This window comes from Roseiarcus sp., from assembly GCF_052145395.1.
Taxonomy (GTDB): domain Bacteria; phylum Pseudomonadota; class Alphaproteobacteria; order Rhizobiales; family Beijerinckiaceae; genus Roseiarcus.
In genome coordinates this window covers 1-16,328 of the sequence record NZ_JBKQOT010000688.1, presented here as the reverse complement: position 1 = coordinate 16,328, position 16,328 = coordinate 1, and the positions used below count along the sequence as shown (strand labels likewise).

Here is a 16,328-nt window from a genome sequence, read left to right as displayed (position 1 = left end):
ATTCCCAAGGTAGAATTCTTTAGAATCAAAGCCAGGCAGTCGCGGGTCGACTGAGTCTCGTAAAGCGTCGCATAAAGCTGTTTCAAGGTCAAAAATTCGTGAGATTGGCAAGATTCCTGCCGAGCGCCTCTGTACGTCGTTGCTCTCCTTCACGCCAAAATATAAAGTACCCCCATAAGCATTAGAAAACGCAATTAGCTCTTTGATTAAATCGGCCTTAGAAGTTCTGGAAAGTTTCCCACCCTCGGCCCACGCTCTTTGATCGCGCTCAGCTGTTTCGTCCAATCCCTCCTTGAATTCAATAACGCTATCCTCTTGCACGCCGCCGTTAGCAATTAGTTCAATATCGTCCTTGCTGAGCGACTGCAGGGACGCGTTCAATAGGCGATCAAGCATCTGAAGTTCCCCGTTCATAATTCAAACCAAGCACACGTTAGTTTAACTCATAAACGAATTGTTGTTATGCCATTCTAAGGCGGCGAAACTGGGCTTGTTCACGTTCTCGTCAGGCAAGACAAGCTCCCGTCCGTGCAACTCATAATACTGCCACCCGTTCTCGAACTCCTCCTTAATCCGCCGACTAACCTCGAACCGCATCTGCGGCGTGATCGTTACGTAGCCGGCGTCAAAGAGGCTGTGAATGTCTCGGCGCAGCAATACACCGTTCGAGGCTTCGTGTTCACCTCCGTCGGCAAACGGCCGGATATGCGCAGCCTCGAGCGCCGGCAAAGTCCGCTCGCGCGTCACGGCGCACATGCGGTGGTAGTTGTCGGTGACGAGAACGCGAAAGGCGCCTTGGCCGAGACGCGGCCGGACGAGGGTCGGTTCCCCATACCGGGCCGCTGGCTCCGAGAACCCCGGCGAGGCTGGCGCAGCGATCGCGTCCTGCACCTTGTCCCACAGCCGGAGTCCATCCGCCTCGGCAGTCGAGTAGGTCTTGAACGAGACGGTTTGGCGCGGCCACATGTCATCAACCGGAATCCACGCATATTCGGGGAGGAAGAACGGCTGGGTCAGAATCCGGCAGCCGATATGAAAGTCCTCGCGGTCGTCTGCTGACCTTTTGGTGTAGCGAATGATCCGTGTCCGCATTTCGCGAAGCGTCGCGGCGCCGTTCTCCTCGCCGAACGCTTCCCACGCGAGCGAGCACGGCAAGATCGTCGAATGCACGAACCAGCCGCCGCCGACGATGAAGTTCCGCGGCGCGTGGAGTTTGAACAGAAAAAGCTCGCCCGGACTCAGCGCGCGAAACGTTCGGTCCGACGGCGACCAGAAACTTACTTCGGTCAAATGCGGCAGCGCGCGGAGATGGTCGAACCAATCGCCGTCGGTCACCGCCACGACCAATTTGACGCCCATGGACCCGCCCGATTCCGAATGCGAGGATAGAGCCGTTTCAACCTCTAGGGAATATCCTGGATACCTTAGCCGACGCGCGACTCCCTTTCCCGTGCGGCAGAAGGGCCGGAATGAGGGTTCGGGCGCGCGTTGCTGTTCGATGCACGGGCGGCGAATTGCTCTCGCGAGCCGACTGGTCCAAGAACCGCCTCAAATGTCTGTGCTCATCCCTATGAGACCGCGCTGAGGTCCAAAGGGGAAAACATGCAAAAACTCATATTTGCTGCGGCGATTGGATTGGCCGGGCTCGCAAACGCGCCGGTCCAGGCGATGCCGTTCGCGCCTCTACCGGCGTCGGCGCCCGCCGTCACGCTCGTCTCTGGGGGCTGTGGCATTGGCTTTCATCGCGGACCTTACGGCGGCTGCCGTCCGAATGGTTACGGCGGCGGCGCCGTTGTCGTTGGCGCGCCGGCCTACGGATATCATGGCGTCTATGGGGTTCACGGCGGCTATGGCTATCACGGCGGCTATGGCTATCACGGCGGCTACGGCTATCACGGTGTCTATCATCGCGGCTATCATGGCGGCTACCACTACCATTATCGCTGATCGCGGCGCGGACTGACGAAGGCGAACGCGTCTCCCTTCTCCCTCGGGGAGAAGGGCCGGGGTTGAGGGTTGCGGCGGCCGAGATTGGGCGCAAAACAGCGCCGTTGGCGCCGGCGCTTTCGCCTCCACCCTGGCGCCCTCATCCGGCGCTCCGCGCCACCTTCTCCCGGACGGGAGAAGGGATGCTGCAGACTGGCGCTCTCGTGCGACTTTTCGTAATTCCTCCTCGGCGCGATAGCAAAGGAGGCGAGGCGGCGTGTACGTCCCGATAACCGATGACGATATCCCTGCGGTCGCGACGTTGATGAACCGTGCCTATCGGGGCGCCGGCGGAACGCGCGGCTGGGCCGTGGAAACCGACTACCTTGCGGGGGATCGCACGACGACCGAAGTTCTTCGCGCAGACCTCACGGCCGCCCCCGCCGCGTCCGTTCTGAAGTGGGTGGACGGGCCAGCAGAGTCGTTCAGCGGCTGCGTGTGGCTCGAACCGCTCGGCGACGACGTCTGGTATCTGGGATCCTTCGCGATCGAGCCCGACCGGCAGAACGGCGGGCTCGGCCGCATCATGCTGGCCGCCGCCGAGGACTGGGCGCGCCAGCGCGGCGGCAGGCGCATGCGCCTGACGGTGATCAATCTGCGCGACGCCCTGATCGCGTGGTACCTGAGACGCGGCTATCACAAAACCGGCGAAACGGACCCTTTTCCCTACGGCGACGATCGCTTCGGCGCGCCGCTGCGCGACGATCTCTGTTTCGTGGTGCTGGAGAAGGACCTCCCGGCGGACTGAGCGCTGAAAGCGGGGCGGCGTCCGGCGCTTCGCTTCAGGCCGCCCGACTTCAGAATGCTTTGGCCAGCCCGGCGTCTTTGAGAATGCCGTTCGCCGTGTGTCGGGATTGGATTTGAACGGGAACGACGATCCGTGCCCTCGCGCGTCGTCCCGATGTCGTGGTCGCCTTTGCCGTGGCGAAGGAAGGCAAAGCCGGCCTCGGTCAGGACAAGGCGCACGGGCGTAGTCCCTTACGCCGCGGCGCGGGCGCGTATGGAGGCCCTAAGACCCATGGATTGCTTCCCGCCGGGTTGTGATCCGCGAGTCGCTGGCAATGACGGAAACAATCGACTTCAATTCGAGCCGCTTTTGCGCGGATTTGACGCGGAGAGACCCGCGCGTGACTTGATCGCAACTCCACTCTGCGGGGGGAACACATGAAATACTGGATCGACACCGAGTTCATCGCCAAGCCGTTCGCCATCGACCTCGTCAGCGTCGGCCTCGTCGCCGAGGACGGGCGAGAGTTTTATGCGGAGAGTTCGCAAGTCGACTGGTCGAAGGCGAGCCCGTGGACCTTGCAAAACGTGCGCCCGCAGCTCGACGGCAAGGCGATGAGTCTCGAGGACTTGAGCTACGCCCTCGGCGACTTCACGCATGGCGACGAGCATCCGGTGTTCTGGGGCTATTTCCCGGCCTGGGACTGGGTCGCCCTCGTCGGCCTCTTCGGCGGTCTCGAGGAGCTGCCGTTCCACTACCCGCAGCTCTGCCTCGACATCAAGCAATGGGCGATCGAGCTCGGCGATCCGCAGCTGCCCCGTCAGACAAGCTCCCCGCATCACGCCCTGAACGACGCCCGCTGGACACGCGAGGCCTGGGCGTTTCTGGCGAACCTTCATCCCACCGGCGCCGACCGCCGCGCCCATGGCCGCAAGAATTCCGGGCAGGTCGGCGGGTGGAGGGGAGCCCTCTCCGGCGGCCGCCCGTCTCCGATGGAGACGGGCGCCGGATAATGATTGCGGAAAAACAGAAGTTCTGCTACGCTCGCTTCATGGTCAGGTCAGAAGAGGAGAAGCACACGGTCTTGGCGCGAAAGATTGTCTCGCAGCGCCCAAGCATCAGGCCGGTACCCCGTCTTCCTGAGGGAGCGTCGCCTCAGGCGACCCGCGGCTCCTCCTGGGTGGGAAACGCGCCCTCCTTGGCAGTTCCATTCGGACCGCTTTCGGTGCCCAAGCCATTGAAAAGATGGAGTCGGCGCCAAACCGAGAGGAGCCACCTCAACGCGGAAAAACGCGGCGAATTCATGCCCTGATCGCCTGCTAGGCTGAGACCGCGCCGCCGATTCCGGGCACGCAAAAAGCCGTCCAGGCGGCGTCGCCGAGGAGGAGCCCATGGAAGAGACCGTCATCACCGAATACGCGCGGCAGCTCATGGAGGCGCATGGGCCGTCCGCCATCGCCGAGGCCGCCCAGCACGCCGTCGCCTGCGAGCGCAGCAAGGACAAGGAAGGCGCCGAGACCTGGCGGCGCGTCGAGGCCGCGCTCCAGACGATGCGCGGGCCGAGGACGAGCTGAGGTCTCAAAACTACGTCTTCACCCCTTCCACTTGATCGAGCAGCCGATCGACGGGATCGGCTCGAAGGGGATCCTTCGACCGGCGGCGACGGCGCGCATCGCTTCGACAAGCTCCCGGCGGGCGTTCGCCGGGGGAGGGCTCGTGCGGCCCTCGTCGAGGCGGCCGCGGTATTTGAGCCTCAGCGCCTGGTCGTAGCCGAAGAAGTCGGGCGTGCAGACCGCGCCATAGGCGCGGGCGACCGTCTGGCTCTCGTCATGCAGGTAGGGGAACGGGAAGGCGTGCGCTTCAGCGAACGCCTTCATCTTGTCGAACGAATCCTCCGGGTAGCTCGCCGCGTCGTTGGATGAGATCGCAGCAAAGCCGACGCCCTCGGCCATGAGCGCGCGGGCGTCGGCGACCAGCCGGCCGATCACCGCCTTCACGTAGGGGCAGTGGTTGCAGATGAAGACGATCACCGTTCCGCTCGGCGCGGCGACATCCCTGAGCGCATAGGTCTTGCCGTCCGTCGCGGGCAGCAAAAAGTCCGGGGCCGGGACGTCGAGAACGATATCGGTTGCGCTCGCAGCCATGCTCGGGTCTCCGTCGTCGCGCCGGGGGAGAACCCGCGGCTAGTCCTCTTCCGCTCGCTCGACCTCGTCCTCTTCGAACCCGTCGAGGCCCTCGTCGCGCTCCTCGTCCTCTTCGACGTAAACCACCTTGGTCCGTTCGGCGGCCAGGCGGCGCGCCAGATCCGCCCAGGTCCCCTCGTGGTCGTCGATCATACCCTGGTATTCCTGGTGGGCCTCCAGAACGTCGAGCGCCTCCCCGCCGAGCAGGGCGAGCTCGGCGTTGAGCGACCGGGTGAACTTTTTCAGCCGGTCCATCCGCTCGTCGGAGAATCCCTTGATCCGGATTTCGTGTTTGCCGTTGCCCATCGGGCGCCTCAGGTCCTCTGCGTTTCCTGCCATGACCGTCCGCTAGGCAAAGCCGATCCGCTCCTTTCGTCAATGGCGCGCGGTGTCGCATCCGGACCGGCGAGCCTGGCGGCCGACCCCCGCGAACGCCGCCATCTCGGCGTCACAATTCGTTCATGCGCCGTTGGGCCGGCGCGCCCTAAACACCCCCTCCCGCAACGAACCGCCCTTCGCGCGTTCGGCTCGCGGACGCTGGCCCGTCGCTTGCGGCGCGGACGGCGTTCGGCGCCGCCGTCCCGTTTCCGGAATGTCTGCGGAGGGCGCCTCGGCCTTGCTGTTATGGTGGTGTGATGGTCAAGAATGATGCCGCGTCCAGGAAATTCGCCGAAAAGACCGCGGCCGGACGACTCCCGGCGACTTCGGCGGCCACGCCCGATGAGGGAGCGCGGCTCATCCGAGCGTTTGTGGCGGTCAAGAGCCCGCTGGTCCGCAAGGCGATCGTCGCGTTCGTGGAGAATCTGGCCTGACCCCGGTGTCTCAGTTTGAGGCTTCTGTTGCGTTTTGCGACGCGATTCGCGCTCGAGCGGCCGCGCGCGAGCCGATGCCCTGACGGCGGTCGCCGCAGCGGCGGCCGCCGTTTTCGGCGGCGTTCTCCGTCGGACCGGCTATGATGGGCCCGCATGGCCCAAGGCTCCACAGCCACCACCATTCTCCGGATCGCCGCCGCCGCCGCGGTCGTCAGCGCGATCTACAGCAAGATCGCCCATGACGAATTCCTGCCCGGAGCGGTCATCGGCTTCGTCAACGGAGCGGCGATGTCCTGGGTCGAGATCGTCGTGATCCGCACGTGGGCGGAGCCGACGCTAAGGCGGCTGCCGTTCCTGGTCACATTGAGCGTGCGCGCCGCGGCGCTCTTCGCCGTCGCCGTTCTCGTCAACGCGATCTTCGTGCCGCTATTCAACGGCTTCTCGATGGCGCAGGTCGGCGAGCCGCAGGACATCGTCTTTGCGCTGTCCGTAAGCCTTGCGGGGAGCCTAATCATCAGCGTCGCCGACCTGCTGGGCATCGATGTCCTGTTCGGAATCGTCGCCGGCCTGTATCACCGCCCGCGGGTCGAGGAGCGGGCGCTTCTGTTCATCGACCTGCGCGCCTCGACCGCGACCGCCGCGCGGCTCGGCGGCCCGCGCTTTCTCGACTTCCTCAATGCCGTGTTCGCCGATCTCTCGAACGCCATCATCGAGAACGGCGGCCAGATCCACAAATATGTCGGCGACGAGATCATCGCCACCTGGAGGCTCGCGCCCGGCCGCAACGAGCCGCGCATTCTCGGCGCCTGGGCCGCGGCCCGTCGCCGGATCGCGGACGGCGCGGGGCGCTACCGGAGCGAGTTCGGCCTCGCGCCGGAGTTCCGGGCGGCGCTGCACGCCGGCGAGGTGGTGGTCGGCGAGCTCGGCTCGCGCAAGAAGGAGATCGCGCTGATCGGGGACCCGATGAACACCGCCGCGCGAATGCTCGAGGCCTGCCGCGCCCTCGATTGTCCGGCGCTCGCCTCGGCCGCGCTGATGGACCGGCTCGCGGGCTTTCCCCGTGCGGTCAAGCCTCGCGCCATACCGCCGTTGCCGCTGCGCGGCAAGGCGGAGCCGCTCGCGCTCGTCGCGCTCGCGGAGAACGAGGCGACCGCCTCGGCGTCCGCCCTGGCCGAGTTGTGAGATGGAGCGCTTTCCCGACAGACCGTCGAGCTTCGGGCGGAGCCGACTCGGCGCGGCGAACGTCCTCGTTCGCATCGTGCTCGTGAGCGCGCTCGCCAGCGGCCTCGTCGGCGCCATCTACGGCTATCTCCCGCATGACACGCTCGCGCATGACTCGCCTGCAGTTGATGCGCTCGCAACCGCGGCCATGCTCGGCGCCGTTTTCGGCGCGGTCTTTTCCGCTCTCGAAGTCGTGGTGTTCCAGGGGGTGGCGGGCGCAGGGCTATGGCGCTCGCCGTTCCTCGTCTATGCCGGCGTGAGGGCCGCCACCTACCTCGTCCTCATCATTCTGATCTTCACGCTTGTGGTGCGGCTCATGTACGGCGCCGAAGGGCTCCGGAACATCGGCGTCCCGGATTTCGCTTTCGCCTTTTTGGTCTCGGTCGCCGCAAACCTGATGGCGGCGATCGCCGACCTCCTGGGACCAGGCGTGCTCATCGCCTTCGCCGCAGGCCGCTATCATCGACCGCGGCCGGAGGAGCGCGCGCGGCTTGTCATCGACCTGTGCGGCTCGACCGCCAAGGCCGAACGACTGGGGCAGGCGCGCTTTCTCGCCTTCCTTGACGCCTTCATCGTCGACGTCACGCGCGGCATCGTCGAAAGAGGCGGCGAGATCCACAGGTACGTCGGCTACGACGTTATCGCCACCTGGAGGCTGAGGCCTGGCCGGAACAACGCGGCGATCGTACGCGGCTGCCTTTCGGCCCGCGATCGGCTCGCAAGCCGCCGAGAGGCTTACCGGCGGGCGCTCGGCGAATGCGCCGAGTTCCGCGCCGCTCTGCACGCCGGCGTCGTCGTGGTTGGCGAGATCGGGTTGTTCAAGAAAGAGATCGCACTCGTCGGCGATCCCATGAACACCGCTGCACGCCATCCTCGCTGCCGCGATCTCGGCGTCCCGACGCTCGCCTCCTCCGCCCTCATCGACCGCCTCGATACGCTGCCGCAGGCGGCTGCGCCCTGCGCCATGGCGCCGCTGCCTTTGCGCGGCAAGGTCCAGCCGCTCGAACTGTTCGCCCTCGACGGTCTCGCGGCGGAACAAACAACAACAGAAGCCGTTGTCTGAGGCTTCGGCGCCCGGGACGCGTGCGTCGCAGCCTCAAAATTCGTCACCGGACGATCACTCGAAGAGGATGGCCGCTCGGAAAAACTTGGGATGGCTCGATAAAACTGCGGCTTCCCTGTCACGCGCCGAGCTTGGCACAGTCCTTGAGTGGCGGTTCGCGTCGGCGACGCGGCGTTCGCAGACGGCTTGGCTCGGCAAAGGATGGGTGGTCGCAGGGATTAGTCTGGAGAGGAAAGCAATGAGCGGGGCGTCCGATCGATGGAGGTCCTTATGATGAGCAAGCGTTCCGTGGCTGTGGCCGTCGCTCTGACGGTCCTGCCCGCCGTCGCCTACGCGGGCGATGCCGCCCGTTGCGTCGACGTTTCGGTGCCGAAGAAGGTTGTCGAGTCCCAGAAGGGCCAATGGATCGAGCTGACCCCGGAGCAATGGCAGTTTCTTCGGGGCATCTACGCCATGAATCCTTCGACCCCGCCAGGGCTTCCATACGGAGACAGGGCGGTGCTGGCGAAGGTCGACGGCAGGGACTCCGGGCTCGTGTTTTTTCTGGACGGCAATCGGGCGTGCACGCCGATGGAGGCGCCGAAGGAATTGCTCGCTCTGCTCGACGACGTGGCGACGGCGAGGATCAGCCACGAGGGCAACGGGCTTTAACCGCTCGGGCGCGGCGGGGAGGAATTCGCGGCGCGGAAGAGGGGCGCCTCGGATTAGGTTTCGATCTCCCTGCCGCGCTCGACCCAGTCCTTGACGAAGGCGACAAGCTCGTCCGGCGGCACAGTAGCCTTGCATCTCCTCGCAGTTGTTGCGGCGCAAAAAGTTCGCCTGTTCGACGGTTTCTGCGCCACCGCCTGGTCAACGTAGGCTCATGCTTTCCGTTAGCTTCATCTCCAATAGGTTCGCGTCGAGCCCGCTCTCGCCGAGGGCGCCGGCGACGACAGCGGTCAGGCGTCGCTCACGCAACCGCCGGGCCGAGACGTTGACGCTCATCCAGTTCGGCGGCAATCCGGCTCGGCGCGAGGACTCGGCCTGGCGACAGGCTTCGTTGAGCACCCATTCGCCGATCGTGGCGATGAGACCGGATTCCTCGGCGGGTCGAATGAAAGTCCGAGCGTCGGATGGCGCCAACGGATCTGTGCTTCGACGGCGAGAATAGCCGCCTGTCCCTGCGCGCCGCACGGGCCCCTCGCGTCGCTGACGAGCCCCTGCGGATCGATTCCGGCGCCGCGGCGCCTGGGCGAACTCCGTCGGGGCCCCGGCCATAAATTTGGTCGTAGCGTTTGTCGGCGACGATGAGGCCGCCATCGTGGTCGAAAAGGCGACGCCGTCCTTGACGAGCCGGATTGAGGCCCGAGAGCGCTAGACCTGCGCGCCGCCTTCGGCTCCGGGTGGTCGAGGCGATGATGTCGCACCGGCTCTACCGCCCTGGTCTGGGGATCGAGACTGCGCTCACCGAAATCGAACTGAACAAGGGCGTTCCTACGATCCGGCCGCGGTGGAGGCTTTGCGTCGACCTGCTTCGGAACGAGGGTTTCAACTTCAATGTCGTTCCGCCCAGGCAATAGGACGGTCGCTCCTTTCCGCGCTCCCGACTCGAAAATGTGTGGTCTCTCGCTTCGTGACGCGCCCGAGAAGGCGTCCTCAAGCGGTTCTCGGGACTGAACGCGACGGCGCGAACCGGTCGGGCCGGAGCCGACCGGTCGTCGTCATACATCACGCGGAGTCTCGCATAACGAGCCTTGCTTCGAGCCGACGGAGGTCTCGAGGCGACTTTGCTCTTGCGTTTCCATCTTTTGACGCAAGCAGATCCACTGCGAGATTCGCCATCTCCTCAGAGTTCTGAGCAACCGTAGTCAAGGAAGGGCAGGCGAAACGGCTCAGCGGATGGTCGTCGTGGCCGGCAACCCGAATGTCGCCTGCCGCCGCGACGCGGCTGACGCGTAAACCGCGCTGACTCGCTGCCGCCAACACGCCAAAGGCCGTGCGGTCCGTTGCACATAAGATGGTTCGCCGTGGCAGCACCTCTGCGGAAAAATAGCCGTTGGCTTGGTCAAAACCGATGGCCTCGAAGGCCCAACTGTCAGATTCCGTAGGGATCACGATCGGCTCGGATCCGAGCCTCTCCATCGCCTCGATATAGGCCTGCCGGCGCTCGGCCGCGTTCTGGTTGACGTTCGGCATCTCGAAGAAACAGGGCGGCTCCCCGGTTCGATTGAGGTAGTCCACCATGAGCCCGATACTCTGAAGGTTGTCGTTGCCGATGAACGACGCCTCCATGTCCACTCGGGAGTCCAGCAGAACCAGAGGCAGGGACCGATTGAGCTCTCTGAGAAGCTTGAGTTCGGAGGAGATGCCGAGAGGCGCCACGACCGCGCCGGCCACTCTCAACGACAGGATCGTCTGAATCGCGCGCGCCTCCATGGATCGCTCGCCGTGCGACGTGAGGACAATCGTCCAGTAGCCTTCCTGCAGCGCCCTCATTTCGACGCGCTCGACAAGACCAGCGTAGAAAGGATCGGTCAGCGAGGGCACGATCATGGCGAGCGTCTTGGGATTCTTGCGGTTGAAATTGACGGCGAAGAGATTGGGCCGATAGCGCAACGCGCTTAGGGCGTTCTCGATCCGCTCTCGCGTGGCCGGCCGCACGCTTTCCGGGTCGTTGAAGTATCGGGAAACCGTCGGCCGAGAGATCCCGCTGACGGCGGAGAACTCCTCCATCGTCCTGATCCTGGGCCGCGTCCTCGCACCCTTCTTGTCTCCGGCGTCAACGGACACGGGCTTAATCCCTCCCGGACGAAAAGCGGCTGTCAACCAATGCGGCGCCCCACTCGTTCCGGATGAGTATCACAGTTTGTGACATACGTAAAAATATTCCTTTACGAACGCGTTGACAGCCCGGCCTTGGCGTGCCATGGGGATGGCGCTCAACGACTGCCTTTCAAGGGCATGCTTCAAGAGGAACGCGGTGAGGACGCGGAAAGAGTCTGCTGCGACGCCGAAGGTCGCCCGGAGGCTCGAGATCCACGATATTACCAAGTCTTGGATCGAGGCCGAGCGAGGCCATTGTACCGAGCTTTCTCAACGCGGCCCGAGATCAGTCAGCCGTCGGAGACGAATTTGCGGTCGCCCCAGGGCAGACCTGCGCGTCTCGTTTTGGGTCGAAACGAGAGGATCCGGCATCGATCGCATGGGTTTTCGTGCGGTCGCTGAAACGCCAAGAGAAGGTTGCTCGAGGCGTACGCAGAGGGAGAAGAGAAAATGACGAAGGGCTATCTGTTGGGCGCCACGTGCCTCATGGCGTTGTGCGCCGTGAGCAGCGTGTCTGCCGAGACGTTGACGATCGCAACCGTCAACAACGACGACATGATCATCATGCAAAAGCTGTCATCCAAATGGGAGCAGCAGACTGGCAACAAGATCAATTGGGTGATCCTCGAAGAAAACGTTCTCCGTCAGAAGGTCACGACCGACATCGCGACGAAGGGCGGCTCCTTCGACATCATAACAATTGGCGCCTACGAGACTCCGATTTGGGGCAAGAAAGGGTGGCTGACCGAATTGGATGATTTCAAGAACTACGACTACGACGATCTGCTCGCGCCGGTGAAGGCCGGCCTTTCCGTGGATGGCAAGCTTTACGCCGTGCCGTTCTACGCCGAGAGCTCCTTCACCATGTATCGCAAGGACCTGTTCGAAAAGGCGGGCTTGGCCATGCCCGAGCAGCCGACCTACGATCAGATCAAGCAGTTCGCCGACAAGCTGACCGACAAGGCCAACGGGGTCTATGGCATTTGCCTGCGAGGAAAGCCGGGTTGGGGCGAGAACATGGCCTTCCTCGGCACGCTGGTGAACACGTTCGGCGGCCGATGGTTCGACATGGACTGGAAACCTCAGCTGACGTCCGAGCCGTGGCAAAAGGCGATCAGCTTCTATGTCGACCTGATGAAGGCCGACGGCCCTCCCAGCGCGCCATCGAATGGCTTCAACGAAAACCAGGCTCTGTTTTCGGGCGGCAAGTGCGCGATGTGGATCGACGCGACCTCCGCCGCGGGCCGCATTTCCAATCCCAAGGTGAGCCAGGTTGCCGAGAAGGTCGGCTTCACCAAGGCGCCCATCGCAGTGACGCCGAATGGCGCAGCCTGGGCGTGGTCTTGGGCGCTCGCCATTCCAACCTCGACGAAGAAGGAGGCCGTCGCCAAGGATTTTGTTCGCTGGGCGACGTCCAAGGATTACGTCAAGCTTGTCGGAGAAACGGAGAGTTGGGTTCAAGCGCCTCCCGGCACGCGCACTTCGACCTATGACAATCCGGAGTACCAGAAGGCTGCGGCGTTCGCGCCGATCGTCCTGAAAGCGGTTATGTCGGCCGACCCGACCCACGCGACCAAGGATCCCGTCCCCTACACTGGCGTGCAGTTCGTCGCCATTCCGGAGTTCCAGGGCATCGGGACCACGGTGGGACAGAACATCGCGTCGGCGCTTGCAGGATCCGAAAGCGTCGCCGGTGCGCTCAAGAAGGCCGAGGCTTCCACGACAACGGTCATGACGAAGGCCGGCTACCTGAAGTAGCGCGCGAAGGTGCGTGCGCCCAGGGCCACAGAGACAGCCCGTGGCCCTGGGACGAACAACAGGCCGGACGTCGCGGTAAGGCGCTCGCCGCCATCTGCTGCTCGTCGAAGGCGGCGGTGATCAGCATCGCCAGGAAGCGCGGGCTCGACCTCATCAGGCGCCGGGCTCAAGCCGAAACGATCCGGGAAACGGCTATAAAGGATGCGTTCCATGAGCGGTCTCGCGAGAATTGGGTGCATCGGCGACTTGCTTGTCGAGTTCGTTTGCACGACGCGAAACGGACGGCACAGGCAGGCGGCAACCTATACCGGTCCCTATCCGTCCGGCGCGGCCGGAATCTTCATCGATCAGGCCGCGCTGGTCGGAGGACGCTGCATCTTCGTGGGCGCGGTCGGCGACGACGCTTTCGGCGAGGTCGAACTCAACCGCCTTGTCGAGCATGGCGTCGAGCCGAAGCTCATTCGCGTTGTGAAAGGCGTTCCGACCGGCACCGCTTTCGTCAGCTACAATGACGATGGCAGCCGCGACTTCGTCTACAACATCATTCTTTCCGCCGCCGCGCAGTTCGATGCGGACGACGCGGCAATCGCTGCGCTTCTCGATTTCAACCTCGATGCGATGCACGTGTCGGGCTCGGCTCTCGGCGACGCCGGCATGGCGGCCAAGGTTTTGCGGGTATGCAAGGCGCTGCACGACAAGGGCGTCGCCATCACCTTCGACCCCAACGTGCGAAAGGAGCTGATCGGCAACCCAGCCTATTTCGGCGCGGTGAAAGAAATGATTGGCATGGCGTCGATTTTCCTGCCGAGCGAAGAGGACGTGCTCACTCTGTTTCCTGGCCGTGCGCTTGAGGATTATGCGACGGAACTGTTCGCGAGGGGCGCGCGCGCTGTTGTTCTCAAGAAGGGCGACAAGGGCTCGGAAGGCCTTACCCGCGAGGGCGAGCGCGCGAGCGTCGCCTCGCACAGGGTGACGGTGCTCGACCCGACCGGCGCAGGGGACTGCTTCTGCGCGACCTTCGTGACCCTGTGGACGAAGGGCGCGTTCAGCTTCCGTGACGCCCTCGCGAGGGCAAACGCGGCCGGCGCTCTGGCGGTCACAAAGGTCGGGCCCATGGAGGGCAACAGCGATCTTCCGACGATCGAGGCGCTGCTGCGGAGGGACGCATGAGTCCGCAAGAGTTTTGGCCGGCGTTGATCGCAGCCAATCGCGGGGGACAGCGACGTGGGATTCCTTCCTGGTGCACGGCGCATCCCGAGACGCTCAGCGCCATTCTCCGCGCCTGCCGCGACAGCGACGATCCGATCCTCATCGAAGCGACCTGCAACCAGGTCAACCACGAGGGCGGTTACACCGGCATGACGCCCGCGGACTTTCGGCGTTTCATCGAAGGCCTGGCGCGCGAAGCCGGCGTCGATCCGGACAGGCTTATTCTCGGCGGCGACCATCTCGGCCCCAACCCCTGGAAGCGCCTGCCGGCCAGCGAGGCCATGGCGCTGGCAGGCGACATGGTCAAAGCCTATGTCGAGGCCGGTTTCCGAAAAATCCACATCGACGCGAGCATGGCCTGCGGCGGCGAAACGCACGTGACGGAGGCGACGATCGCCGAGCGCGCGGCCGGGCTTTGCGCCGTCGCCGAATCGGTGGGCGCCCTCCGCGGACGGGTCTACGTGATCGGAACGGAGGTGCCGATTCCCGGCGGAGAGCTCGAGGAGCTCGACGCGCTGACGGTGACGAGCCCCGAGGCCACGTGGAGAACATACGACCTGCACCGCGCGGCCTTCGCCGCGCGCGGCGTCGCGCATGCGATGGACAGCGTGATCGCGCTCGTGGTGCAGCCTGGGGTCGACATGGGCAACAACCAGGTTTTCGGGTACGACAAGGCAAAGGCAGCGGCGCTGAGCGCAGTGATCGGCGACATTCCCGGCGTCGTCTACGAGGCTCATTCGACCGATTTCCAGACCGAAGCCGCGCTCACGGATCTGGTGGCGACGCATTTCGCAATTCTCAAGGTCGGTCCGATGCTGACCTTCGCTTTTCGCGAGGCGGTTTTCGCCCTTGCGGCGATCGAGGCCCGACTCAATCCGGCGGCTCCGTCCGGAATTGTCGAAAGCCTTGAGCGCGTGATGGACTTGAGCCCCGAACACTGGCGGGGCTATGTCCCGCAGGACGACGCGGAAGGGCTTACGAGGCTTTTCGGCCTGAGCGATCGCATCCGGTATTACTGGCCCCGGCCCGAGGTCCAGACGGCGCTCCGCCGCCTATTTGCCAACGTCGACGATGCGCGTGTTCCTCCGGGCCTCGTCTCGCAGTTTGCCGGCGAAATGCTGCTCGAACGGAGCGAGCCAACGCTCTCGCAGCGCCTCATCGCGGCAAAGGTCGAAGCGGTCGTCACCCGCTATCGTCGGGCCAGCGGACTCGACGGGACCGATTGATGAACCTGCCGGGGGCTGCATGGAGCGTCCCTCGATCGGTTCAACCTCAAGACACCCGTCGCCGTCGTCACCGCTTCGAGCCTCGGGTTCGATCGTGCTGGCCGGTGGCGACTACACTGGACGGTAAGTCAACCCGGCAAGTTACCCACGTGTTGCGAAAGGAGACGGTCAATCACCTGTTCGCGCCATCGAGAATTTTGCCTCGCGGGCCGGAGAAAGCGGGTGGCTTGCGCGGCTCACGACCTTTGCAGCTTGCTCGCCGCGCCCGGCGTCCGGCTCCACGACCGTTCGATCTCTTCCAGCGAGCGGCAGCGCGTTTCGGGCACGCCGACATAGACCCAGACCAGCCCAAAAGCGCAGAACGCGGCAAAGAGCCAGAACGTATAGGCCTGCCCGATCGCCTTGACGATCGACAGGAAGAATTCGCTGACCAGAAACGCCGCGCCCCAATTGGTCGCGGTCGCAACCGCGACCGCTCGGCCGCGGATCTCGCCTGGATAGATCTCGTTGATGACCGTCCAGGTCACTGGGCCGAGCGAGAACGCGAACGAAACGATGAAGACGACGAGCGCGGCGAGCGTGACGACGCCGAGTGACGCGTTATGGCCTCCGCCCCCCACTTGGGACTGCCAGAAGGCGAAACCCACCGCGGCAAGGCTGAGCCCCATGCCGATAAGGCCCGCGAGCAGGAGCGGGCGGCGGCCAAGGCGATCGATGAATGCGATCGCGATGAATGTCGAGAGCACATTGACGCCCCCGATCGCCCAGGTGGTGGCCTCGGTCTGCGCCGCCGGCGTCGTAAATCCGGCTGCGGCGAAGATTTCGTCCGAGTAATAGATGATCGCGTTGATGCCGGTGATCTGCTGCAGGACCGCGAGGCCGAGTCCGATTTCCAGCGGCGTCCGCCAGCGAGACGCAAACACGTCCGCCCACGACGGCGTTTCGTGCTCCGCGCGCAGCGACGCCTCGATCGCCGCCAGTCGCGCATCGGCCTCGTCGCCGGCGCCGAGAGCAACCAGTGTGCGGCGCGCGTCGTCAGGCCGGCCGACCTTGGCGAACCAGCGCGGGGACTCGACAGCAATCAGGACGGCGAGCGCCAGGAGAACCCCGGCTAAAGCGGAAACCCCGAGCATCGCGCGCCAGCCGCCCGGGCCCGCGAGCGCCTCATCGACAAAATAGGCGACGAAGATGCCTATCGTGATCGCGAGTTGATATCTGCCGCCGCCGAAAGTTCGGGGACGCAAGCCGACCGATTTCCGCACGATCCTTAACGCCATGTTCTACATGATCCGGGTAGGTTGTCCGTGGCGGTTGCTTCCGAAGGATTTTCCGCCTTTCACG

Annotated in this window: 20 protein-coding genes; 13 read left to right on the top strand and 7 right to left on the bottom strand. The window is 64.3% G+C overall.

Going from position 1 to position 16,328, the window contains the following annotated elements:
* Positions 1-396 (bottom strand): AlbA family DNA-binding domain-containing protein (locus ACLP25_RS23550; protein ID WP_442471555.1); only part of this gene is annotated, 396 nt, incomplete at its 3' end.
* Positions 397-438: 42 nt separating this feature from the next.
* On the bottom strand, positions 439-1,359 hold the full coding sequence (locus tag ACLP25_RS23545) for an HNH endonuclease (protein WP_442471554.1): 921 nt from the start codon (positions 1,357-1,359) through the stop codon (positions 439-441).
* A gap of 309 nt (positions 1,360-1,668) precedes the next feature.
* Between ACLP25_RS23545 and ACLP25_RS23540 the strand changes: the two genes are divergently transcribed.
* From ACLP25_RS23540 to ACLP25_RS23525, 4 genes are all read left to right on the top strand, one after another.
* The gene (locus tag ACLP25_RS23540) at positions 1,669-1,947 is read left to right on the top strand and encodes a GCG_CRPN prefix-to-repeats domain-containing protein (RefSeq protein ID WP_442471558.1); all 279 of its coding nucleotides are present in this window, start codon (positions 1,669-1,671) and stop codon (positions 1,945-1,947) included.
* A gap of 256 nt (positions 1,948-2,203) precedes the next feature.
* Positions 2,204-2,734, top strand: coding sequence for a GNAT family N-acetyltransferase (locus ACLP25_RS23535; protein WP_442471553.1), 531 nt, complete (start codon positions 2,204-2,206; stop codon positions 2,732-2,734).
* A gap of 416 nt (positions 2,735-3,150) precedes the next feature.
* Entirely contained in the window at positions 3,151-3,726 is a 576-nt protein-coding gene (locus tag ACLP25_RS23530; protein ID WP_442471552.1) for a 3'-5' exoribonuclease domain-containing protein, read from the top strand.
* A gap of 378 nt (positions 3,727-4,104) precedes the next feature.
* The gene (locus tag ACLP25_RS23525) at positions 4,105-4,287 is read left to right on the top strand and encodes a hypothetical protein (RefSeq protein ID WP_442471551.1); all 183 of its coding nucleotides are present in this window, start codon (positions 4,105-4,107) and stop codon (positions 4,285-4,287) included.
* A gap of 18 nt (positions 4,288-4,305) precedes the next feature.
* Here the strand turns inward: ACLP25_RS23525 and ACLP25_RS23520 are convergent, their stop codons facing one another.
* Both ACLP25_RS23520 and ACLP25_RS23515 read right to left on the bottom strand, forming a co-directional pair.
* A complete protein-coding gene (locus ACLP25_RS23520) occupies positions 4,306-4,857 on the bottom strand; it encodes a thioredoxin family protein (RefSeq protein WP_442471550.1) in 552 nt (183 codons plus the stop codon).
* Positions 4,858-4,896: 39 nt separating this feature from the next.
* Entirely contained in the window at positions 4,897-5,235 is a 339-nt protein-coding gene (locus tag ACLP25_RS23515; RefSeq protein WP_442471549.1) for a hypothetical protein, read from the bottom strand.
* A gap of 296 nt (positions 5,236-5,531) precedes the next feature.
* Between ACLP25_RS23515 and ACLP25_RS23510 the strand changes: the two genes are divergently transcribed.
* The 4 genes from ACLP25_RS23510 (at position 5,532) to ACLP25_RS23495 (ending at position 8,643) form a co-directional block, all read left to right on the top strand.
* Entirely contained in the window at positions 5,532-5,708 is a 177-nt protein-coding gene (locus ACLP25_RS23510; protein WP_442471548.1) for a hypothetical protein, read from the top strand.
* 153 nt (positions 5,709-5,861) lie between these two features.
* A complete protein-coding gene (locus tag ACLP25_RS23505; RefSeq protein ID WP_442471547.1) occupies positions 5,862-6,890 on the top strand; it encodes an adenylate/guanylate cyclase domain-containing protein in 1,029 nt (342 codons plus the stop codon).
* 1 nt (position 6,891) lies between these two features.
* Entirely contained in the window at positions 6,892-7,992 is a 1,101-nt protein-coding gene (locus tag ACLP25_RS23500) for a hypothetical protein (protein WP_442471546.1), read from the top strand.
* 273 nt (positions 7,993-8,265) lie between these two features.
* Positions 8,266-8,643 (top strand): hypothetical protein, encoded by a 378-nt coding sequence (locus tag ACLP25_RS23495; RefSeq protein ID WP_442471545.1) that lies wholly within the window; start codon positions 8,266-8,268, stop codon positions 8,641-8,643.
* A gap of 198 nt (positions 8,644-8,841) precedes the next feature.
* On the opposite strand, the gene ACLP25_RS23490 is transcribed toward ACLP25_RS23495, so the two are convergent.
* Positions 8,842-9,114, bottom strand: coding sequence for an EAL domain-containing protein (locus ACLP25_RS23490; protein WP_442471544.1), 273 nt, complete (start codon positions 9,112-9,114; stop codon positions 8,842-8,844).
* Between the two features lie 215 nt (positions 9,115-9,329).
* On the opposite strand from ACLP25_RS23490, the gene ACLP25_RS23485 reads away from it, so the two are divergent.
* A complete protein-coding gene (locus tag ACLP25_RS23485) occupies positions 9,330-9,551 on the top strand; it encodes a hypothetical protein (RefSeq protein ID WP_442471543.1) in 222 nt (73 codons plus the stop codon).
* A gap of 148 nt (positions 9,552-9,699) precedes the next feature.
* Here the strand turns inward: ACLP25_RS23485 and ACLP25_RS23480 are convergent, their stop codons facing one another.
* Complete coding sequence (locus tag ACLP25_RS23480; RefSeq protein WP_442471542.1) at positions 9,700-10,704, bottom strand: LacI family DNA-binding transcriptional regulator; 1,005 nt, start codon at positions 10,702-10,704, stop codon at positions 9,700-9,702.
* Between the two features lie 576 nt (positions 10,705-11,280).
* Here ACLP25_RS23480 and ACLP25_RS23475 point away from each other — a divergent pair.
* The 3 genes from ACLP25_RS23475 to ACLP25_RS23465 all read left to right on the top strand — a co-directional run bounded on the left by ACLP25_RS23475 (position 11,281) and on the right by ACLP25_RS23465 (position 14,987).
* Complete coding sequence (locus ACLP25_RS23475) at positions 11,281-12,552, top strand: ABC transporter substrate-binding protein (protein WP_442471557.1); 1,272 nt, start codon at positions 11,281-11,283, stop codon at positions 12,550-12,552.
* A gap of 210 nt (positions 12,553-12,762) precedes the next feature.
* The gene (locus tag ACLP25_RS23470; RefSeq protein WP_442471541.1) at positions 12,763-13,722 is read left to right on the top strand and encodes a carbohydrate kinase family protein; all 960 of its coding nucleotides are present in this window, start codon (positions 12,763-12,765) and stop codon (positions 13,720-13,722) included.
* Positions 13,719-14,987 (top strand): class II D-tagatose-bisphosphate aldolase non-catalytic subunit, encoded by a 1,269-nt coding sequence (locus ACLP25_RS23465; protein ID WP_442471540.1) that lies wholly within the window; start codon positions 13,719-13,721, stop codon positions 14,985-14,987. The genes ACLP25_RS23470 and ACLP25_RS23465 overlap by 4 nt, the downstream gene beginning before the upstream one ends.
* A gap of 236 nt (positions 14,988-15,223) precedes the next feature.
* On the opposite strand, the gene ACLP25_RS23460 is transcribed toward ACLP25_RS23465, so the two are convergent.
* Positions 15,224-16,264, bottom strand: coding sequence for a sugar porter family MFS transporter (locus ACLP25_RS23460; protein ID WP_442471539.1), 1,041 nt, complete (start codon positions 16,262-16,264; stop codon positions 15,224-15,226).
* On the opposite strand from ACLP25_RS23460, the gene ACLP25_RS23455 reads away from it, so the two are divergent.
* The coding region (locus ACLP25_RS23455; protein WP_442471556.1) for a transposase at positions 16,203-16,328 on the top strand (126 nt) is incomplete at its 3' end. The genes ACLP25_RS23460 and ACLP25_RS23455 overlap by 62 nt on opposite strands.